A 7698-nucleotide genomic window follows, 5' to 3' on the forward strand; every position below is an offset into this window, starting at 1 on the left:
CCAGCCCGGGCTGGAATCCCACCGTCTACCGGCCCATCCTGGAGCAGTTGCTGGACGAGTTCTTCCCGCTGCCCCGCGGCGGGTCCAGGGTCTCTGTTTTCTAGATCTGGTTTTTCAGGTCAGCGACGGAGTTCAGTACCTGGTTGGGCCGGAACGGATAGGATGCAATGTCCTCCCGCTGGGTAATGCCGGTCAGTACCAGTACCGTGTGCAGGCCCGCTTCCATCCCCGCGACGATGTCAGTGTCCATCCGGTCACCGATCATCGCGGTGGTTTCTGAGTGTGCGTCGATCTGGTTCATCGCCGAACGGAACATCATGGGGTTCGGCTTGCCCACGATGTATGGTTCCCGGCCGGTGGCCTTGGTGATGAGCGCGGCGATGGCCCCCGTGGCCGGCATCGGGCCGTCCTTGGACGGGCCGGTGGCGTCCGGGTTGGTGGCGATGAAGCGGGCCCCGGCCAGGATCAGGCGGATGGCCATGGTGATGGCCTCGAAGGAGTAGGTGCGGGTTTCCCCGAGCACAACGAAGTCCGGGTCCTGGTCGGTGAGGATGAAGCCTGCCTCGTGCAGCGCCGTCGTGAGCCCCGCCTCCCCGATCGTGTAGGCGCGGTTTCCGGATCCCGAACCCCGCACCTGGTCCTTGAGGAACTGCGCAGTTGCCAGTGCTGAGGTCCAGATGTTCTCTTCGGGGACTTCCAGCCCGGAGGCACGCAGCCGTGCGGCCAGGTCCCGCGGCGTGAAGATGGAGTTGTTCGTCAGCACCAGGAAGCGCTTGGAGGTGTCCACCCAGCGCTGGATCAGATCTGCCGCTCCCGGGACCGGCTGGTTCTCGTGGACCAGCACACCGTCCATGTCCGTCAGCCAGCATTCAATCTCCTGGCCGCTGCGGTAAACCGCGGGTGATCCCTTGACCTGGTCTGTCTCTGCCACGTTTACCTCCGCCGGTGATGGATGCTCCAACGCTCCAGTCTAGTGTTGAGGGGTGAATGAAACGCCCGGGAACCCAGCCGAACCGCAGCCACTGAACGGCGAAGCGCCAGAGCCGCCGTCGGAACCAAAGCCGGAGGTCGGCGTCGGGCCATGGGAGGGCGAGGCTCCGGCCGGCGACCACTGGGATCCCGAACTGTTGGCGGACGGCGACCGGCGGAATGTTGTTGACCAGTACCGCTACTGGAAGCATGACGCGATCGTGGCGGATTTGGATTCCAAGCGGCACAACTTCCACATCGCCATCGAAAACTGGCAGCACGACATGAACATCGGCACGGTGGTGCGCACCGCCAACGCCTTCCTCGCCAAAGAGGTCCACATCATCGGACGACGGCGGTGGAACCGGCGCGGAGCTATGGTCACCGACCGCTACCAGCACGTCCACTACCACCCCACCGTGGAGGACTTCGTCACGTGGGCGCAGGGGGAGGGGCTGGCCATCATCGGCATCGACATCTTCCCCGACTCCGTGCCGCTGGAAACCTACGAGCTGCCGAAGGACTGCGTGTTGGTCTTCGGCCAGGAGGGGCCGGGGCTCACGCCGGAAGTCCACGAAGCGGCCCTGGCCACCCTCTCCATCGAGCAGTTCGGCTCCACCCGATCCATCAACGCCGCCTCCGCCGCGGCCATCGCCATGCACGCGTGGATCCGCCGGCACGTGTTCAACCAGCACGTCTGACACCGCGTCCCTACCTCTACGCGGCACCCTCTCTCACTTAACGCGGATTTCTGGCCGACGCTCTCTCACTTTCTTCAAGAAAGTGAGAGAGCGTTGGGAATTAAGCGACATTAACTGAGAGAGCGTCCGGGGGCGGCGTCGTTCCCAAAGCCGGCGGGAGTATTACCGGCCCGCGTGACCGGAAACACGGCGCCGGGAAAGAACTGGCTAGGATGGTTCCTAGCCGACGAGGTTCACTCCAGGGCCTGATCGGCCCGCAGACGAAATTCACTTTAGGAGTCAGCATGCCCATTGCAACCCCAGAGATCTACTCCGAGATGATCGACCGCGCAAAGGCGGGCGGATACGCATTTCCAGCCGTCAACGTCACCTCCTCGCAGACGCTGAACGCAGCCCTGCGCGGTTTCGCTGAGGCCGAGTCCGATGGCATCGTCCAGGTATCCACCGGCGGCGCCGCCTACTGGTCCGGCGCAGCCACCAAGGACATGGTGGCCGGTTCGCTCGGCTTCGCCGCGTTCGCGCGTGAAGTGGCCAAGAACTACGGCGTCAACATCGCACTCCACACGGACCACTGCCCCAAAGACAAGCTGGACGGCTTTGTCCTGCCGCTCCTCGCAGCGTCCGAAGCCGAGGTCAAGGCCGGCCGCAATCCGATCTTCAACTCCCACATGTGGGACGGTTCGCACGAACCGCTGAACGAGAACCTGAGCACCGCCCGCGAACTGCTGGAGCGCACCGCCGCCGCAAAAATGATTCTCGAGGTTGAAATCGGCATCGTCGGTGGCGAGGAAGACGGCGTCGAGAACGCCATCAACGACAAGCTGTACACCACCGTCGAAGACGCCCTGGCCACCATCGAAGCCCTCGGTGCGGGCGAGAACGGCCGCTACATCACCGCCCTGACCTTCGGCAACGTGCACGGTGTGTACAAGCCCGGCGGCGTGAAGCTCCGCCCGGAGATCCTCAAAGACATCCAGGCCCAGGTGGGTGCCAAGCTCGGCAAGAACAGCCCGTTCGACCTCGTGTTCCACGGCGGCTCCGGCTCCTCGGACCAGGAAATCGCCGACGCCGTCTCCTACGGCGTGATCAAGATGAACATCGACACCGACACCCAGTACGCCTACACGCGTCCCGTGGTGGACCACATGTTCAGGAACTACGACGGCGTGCTGAAGGTCGACGGCGAAGTGGGCAACAAGAAGCTCTACGATCCCCGCGTCTGGGGCGCCTCCGCCGAGGCCGGCCTGTCTGCCCGCGTCGTTGAGGCCACCAAGCAGCTCGGCTCCGCCGGAAAGACGTTCTAAGCATGTCTGACGAGTTCCGGAAAAACCTGATGGGCCCTGAGCCCACGCTCCTGCCTGCCGAGACCGAGGTCTACCAGCAGCTCGAAGCGGGCCAGGAAGCCCTGGACCTCGTGGCAAAGAACCCCACGTCCTCGCTCCTGTGGGCTGTGCTGGCCGAGGAAGCCTGGGCCGAGGGCCGCGTCATTGATTCCTACGCGTACTCCCGTGTCGGCTACCACCGCGGCCTCGACTCGCTGCGCCGCAACGGCTGGCGCGGTACCGGGCCCATCCCATGGGAGCACGAGCCCAACCGCGGCTTCCTGCGGGCGCTCTACTCCCTGGGCCGGGCTTCGTCGGCGATCGGCGAAGCGGAAGAGCCGGAACGGATCGAGAAGTTCCTGAACGACTCCGATCCTGCAGCCAAGGCAGCCATCGAGGCGAAGGCCTGACGCAGCGCCAACCAACACGACGCGGGGTCACTTCCCGCCCAATAAACCATGGTTTTTGGGCGGGAAGTGACCCTGCGTTGTGGTTAAAAATACGACGGCGGCGGGTCAAGACCTTTTCGAAAAGGTGACCCGCCGCCGTCGTAGGTGGCCTTTATTCAGGCCAGTGTTCAGCTGGCTTTCTGCAGGCCGGTGCGGGCCATGGCGTCCGCGTAGGCGACGCGCATTTCCTCGAGGTACTGTTCCTGCCGGGCGGGGGTTCCGGCGAAGGCCCGGCCGCTGAGGCTGCGGACCTTGTAGGTCTTCAGACCGCGGCGCCAGATCATGGGGACCTCGGTCTTCAGGAGCAGGTTGGCCAGGCGGTTGGCTTCGGTGCCGTGGGCCACGATCACCGAGGCGCGGGGCACCAGGGCCAGGAACTTGAGCAGGGGCTTGAGGCCGGAGGAAATCTGGTCCGGCGTGAACTTGCCGTTGGGCTCACCGGCGGTGTGCCACGGGTGGACATTCCACGGCATGACGCACTCGGGGCGCAGGCCCAGCTTCCACTGGATGCCCAGCATGCGGGTGGTGGCGTCGTCGTCGCCCGCGGTGATGAAGCCGGACGGGTCCGCCTCGCCGATGTTGGAGAAGAGGCTGATGATGCGGCACTGGTCGACGTCGTGCATGGGGTCAACGTAGGGGACCACGGTGTGCGGCTTGACGCTCTGCAGCGAATCGCACAGCTCGTTGACTGCCCCAACATTGGGATCGTAACGGCGGTTCAGGAGCTGTTCACGGAAAGATTCGGGTGCCAGGGCTGTCATGAAGTGCAATGTCTCCTGCGGGGATCGGTGCTGCTGCCAATCCGGAAAATGGGCGCGCGTTGGGCACGGCAAGTCCGGGGTGGTTTGAAATGTGTTGTGGACCGATTCCTGGTCGGTCTCTATCAGTTTAGCAAGCCCCGCAAAATGCAGGGCCCGTCCCGGGCCTTCCCGTGATGGAAGGCACAGGACGGACCCTGCGGCTGGATCGAAAAGACCTACCAGAGGCGCTTGGTGGCGCGGCGGGCACCTTCGCCGAGGGCGTCCAGTTTGGCCCAGGCGATCTGCGGGTGGACGCGGCCGCCCAGCCCGCAGTCTGTGGATGCGATCACGTTCTCGCGGCCCACCACCTCGGCGAAACGGACTATCCGGTCCGCCACCAGGTCAGGATGCTCCACCACGTTGGTGGCGTGTGAGACCACGCCGGGAATGATGACCTTGCCCTCGGGCAGTTTGGTGTCCTGCCAGACCCGCCATTCGTGCTCGTGACGGACGTTGCCGGCCTCGAAGGAGTACGCTCCGGCGTTGACCTGCAGCACGGAGCCGATAATGTCCGCCAAGGGGATGTCGGTGGTGTGCGGACCGTGCCAGGAACCCCAGCAGACGTGGAGGCGGATCTGTTCCTGGGGCAGGTCACGCAGGGCCCAGTTGGTGGCCTCGACCCGCAGCTGGATGAACTTGAGGTAGTCCTCCAGCGTCGGCTCCGGGTTGATCTGGTCCCAGCTTTCCGCCAGGGACGGATCGTCGAGCTGGACGGTCAGGCCGGCGTGGATGATGGCCTTGTATTCCTCGCGCATCACGTCTGCACAGGCGTAGAGGAGTTCTTCATCGGACGTGTAGTAATCGTTGGCCACACGTGCGCAGGACCCGGGGGACAGGGATGCCACAAAGCCCTGGGTGAGGCCGGTGGCGGCCAGCCCCTTCTTCAGGTTGGTGACATCGGAGTTCACCAGGTCCTGTCCTGTGTAGGTTAGCGGCCCGGTGATCTTTGGCTGTGAAACGCTCTTGCGGTGCGCAAGGATCCCGGAGGAAGGATCGGTGTAGGCGTCATTGAAAGCCAGGCGGTCGCGGCGGTCAGGGAATGAGGTCAGCACAATGTGTCCCGGGGACGAGCGGTGCACGGTGGCGTCCTTCCACCGGTCCACGTCTGTCGGTTCCAGGCCGCCGAGCCTCGCGAACGAGTAGTTCCACCATGCGCCGTAATCCACCGAAGTGGACATGGTGTGCCCGTACTCACCGTCGTTGGGGATGTCCACCCCAAGGTCCTTCTGCCGCTGGACGACGTCCACCACCGACGATTCAAGCAGTTCGAGGAATTCCGGGGTGATGCCTTCGGTTTCCTTCGCGGCGTTTGCTGCGATCAGCTCCGGCGTGCGGGGCAAGGAACCTGCGTGGGTGACCTGGATGTGGTCAGTGTTGAGCGACATGGGGAATTTTCCTTTCCATCGGTCCTGGCAGTAGCACCTGTGCCGGCAGGAAAATCCCTGCGCATGCGCGGTTGCTGCGGCGTCAACGATCCAGGTCTCTCGGCCGCTCCGGATGGGTACTCTCACTTAATGGCATCTGCACGGCCCGGGCAAGTCAGGGCCGGATTGTTTCGCGTGTAAGCCCTGCCAGGCCGAACGAGTGGAGAAACTCCGGCATCGGCTAAACTTGGGTGGTAAGAGCCCCGAACTCTTGCGTGGCAGGGCGTCCAAACCGTTCCCGCCAGGCTGTTGCCTTCGGGGCGTTCTCATGAACGGCGCCGTCTTTCGGTGAACCGTCCGGCGTACCGCCGGCGGGTCAGCCCGGAGTGCGGCCCGAACGAATGGGGGAGGATCCCATGCCAGCAATCGTGATCGTAGGAGCCCAGTGGGGCGACGAAGGAAAAGGCAAGGCCACAGACCTTTTGGGTGGCCGTGTGGACTACGTCGTTAAGCCCAATGGTGGCAACAATGCCGGGCACACCGTCGTCGTAGGCGGTGAGAAGTATGAGCTCAAGCTCCTTCCGGCCGGCATCCTCAGCCCCAACGCGGTTCCCATCATCGGAAACGGCTGCGTGGTGAACCTGGAGGCTCTGTTCCAGGAAATTGATGGTTTGGAGGCCCGCGGTGCGGACACCTCCAAACTGCGCGTTTCCGCCAACGCCCACCTGGTAGCGCCTTACCACCAGGTCCTGGACAAGGTCACGGAGCGCTTCCTCGGCAGCCGCGCCATCGGCACCACGGGCCGCGGCATCGGCCCGGCATACATGGACAAGGTGGCCCGCCTGGGTATCCGCGTCCAGGACGTCTTTGACGAATCCATCCTGCGCCAGAAGGTGGAAGGCTCGCTGCGCCAGAAGAACGAACTCCTGGTCAAGGTCTACAACCGCCGCGACATCGAGGTGGAGGAGATCGTCAGCTACTTCCTTTCCTTCGCCGAGCGCCTGCGCCCCCTGGTCATCGACAGCACCTTCGTCCTGAACAAGGCGCTGGACGAGGGCAAAGTAGTGCTCATGGAGGGCGGCCAGGCCACGTTCCTGGACGTGGACCACGGGACGTACCCGTTCGTCACCTCGTCCAACCCGACGGCGGGCGGCGCGTCCGTGGGTTCCGGCATCGGCCCCACCCGCATCTCGCGCTCCATCGGCATCATCAAGGCCTACACCACGCGTGTCGGCGCCGGGCCGTTCCCCACGGAACTGTTCGACGAGATGGGCATGTACCTGCAGAAGACCGGCGGTGAGTTCGGCGTCAACACCGGCCGTCCGCGCCGTTGCGGCTGGTACGACGCCGTCCTGGCCCGCCACGCTTCCCGCGTCAACGGCTTCACGGACTACTTCGTCACCAAGCTGGATGTCCTGACCGGCATCGAGCAGATCCCGGTGTGTGTGGCGTACGACGTCGACGGCGTGCGGCACGATGAAATGCCCATGACGCAGACCGAGTTCCACCACGCAGTACCCATTTTCGAGTACTTCGAAGGCTGGACCGAGGACATCACCGGCGCCCGCACCCTGGAGGATCTCCCGGAGAACGCGCGGAACTACGTGCTCGCCCTGGAGAAGCTCTCCGGTACCCGGTTCTCCGCAATCGGTGTTGGCCCCGACCGGGACCAGACCATCGTGGTCAACGACCTCATCAAGGACTAGAAGCAACACCAGTACGACGCCGGCGGGCCACCTGGGAGGGTGGCCCGCCGGCGTCGTCGGTTAAGGGAGCGTGCGTGGGCTCCGCTGCCCGGGCGGCGGTCTTCCGGCGGTGTTACGCAATTTACACAGGGTTAACCCGGCCGGTCTTGTGAGGCCGCCGCTGCGGCGGCCAGACTCTTAAGCACACGCTGAACTGATCAACAGATCGTTCGACCAGACCCGCGGGACCGGACGCAGCAACGCGTTCGGGCAGGCCGGTGGCGAGGACGTCGCCGGAGCTGATCATCCGCAGACCGGAAGGATTTGTCATGGCCGGGATGTTTGAAGTTTTTGTGGACGCCGATTCGTTGTTCAGGTTCAGGCTGATGGGGCCGGACGGAACTGTGA

The 7698-nt window shown here is 64.3% G+C and carries 8 protein-coding genes and 1 riboswitch; of the genes, 4 read left to right on the top strand and 4 right to left on the bottom strand.

The window, feature by feature from the left end; genetic code table 11:
- Positions 1-100 precede the first annotated feature (100 nt).
- A complete protein-coding gene (locus DBR22_RS10580) occupies positions 101-931 on the bottom strand; it encodes an HAD-IIA family hydrolase (RefSeq protein ID WP_181365128.1) in 831 nt (276 codons plus the stop codon).
- A gap of 52 nt (positions 932-983) precedes the next feature.
- On the opposite strand from DBR22_RS10580, the gene DBR22_RS10585 reads away from it, so the two are divergent.
- From DBR22_RS10585 to DBR22_RS10595, 3 genes are all read left to right on the top strand, one after another.
- Positions 984-1670, top strand: a complete 687-nt coding sequence (locus DBR22_RS10585) for a TrmH family RNA methyltransferase (protein WP_108598985.1) — start codon at positions 984-986, stop codon at positions 1668-1670.
- A gap of 284 nt (positions 1671-1954) precedes the next feature.
- Entirely contained in the window at positions 1955-2974 is a 1020-nt protein-coding gene (gene fbaA / locus DBR22_RS10590; protein ID WP_108598986.1) for a class II fructose-bisphosphate aldolase, read from the top strand.
- 2 nt (positions 2975-2976) lie between these two features.
- Complete coding sequence (locus tag DBR22_RS10595) at positions 2977-3402, top strand: DUF3151 domain-containing protein (protein WP_108598987.1); 426 nt, start codon at positions 2977-2979, stop codon at positions 3400-3402.
- A 167-nt stretch (positions 3403-3569) separates the two neighbouring features.
- Here the strand turns inward: DBR22_RS10595 and DBR22_RS10600 are convergent, their stop codons facing one another.
- Both DBR22_RS10600 and DBR22_RS10605 read right to left on the bottom strand, forming a co-directional pair.
- On the bottom strand, positions 3570-4202 hold the full coding sequence (locus DBR22_RS10600; protein WP_108598988.1) for a uracil-DNA glycosylase: 633 nt from the start codon (positions 4200-4202) through the stop codon (positions 3570-3572).
- Positions 4203-4417: 215 nt separating this feature from the next.
- Positions 4418-5626, bottom strand: coding sequence for a cobalamin-independent methionine synthase II family protein (locus DBR22_RS10605; RefSeq protein ID WP_108598989.1), 1209 nt, complete (start codon positions 5624-5626; stop codon positions 4418-4420).
- A gap of 12 nt (positions 5627-5638) precedes the next feature.
- A riboswitch (SAM riboswitch) is annotated at positions 5639-5745 on the bottom strand.
- Between the two features lie 276 nt (positions 5746-6021).
- Here DBR22_RS10605 and DBR22_RS10610 point away from each other — a divergent pair.
- A complete protein-coding gene (locus DBR22_RS10610; RefSeq protein ID WP_108598990.1) occupies positions 6022-7311 on the top strand; it encodes an adenylosuccinate synthase in 1290 nt (429 codons plus the stop codon).
- A gap of 121 nt (positions 7312-7432) precedes the next feature.
- On the opposite strand, the gene DBR22_RS24120 is transcribed toward DBR22_RS10610, so the two are convergent.
- The coding region (locus tag DBR22_RS24120; protein WP_219928107.1) for a hypothetical protein at positions 7433-7698 on the bottom strand (266 nt) is incomplete at its 5' end.

Origin of the sequence: Arthrobacter sp. HMWF013 (assembly GCF_003061105.1) — a bacterium.
GTDB lineage: Bacteria > Actinomycetota > Actinomycetes > Actinomycetales > Micrococcaceae > Arthrobacter.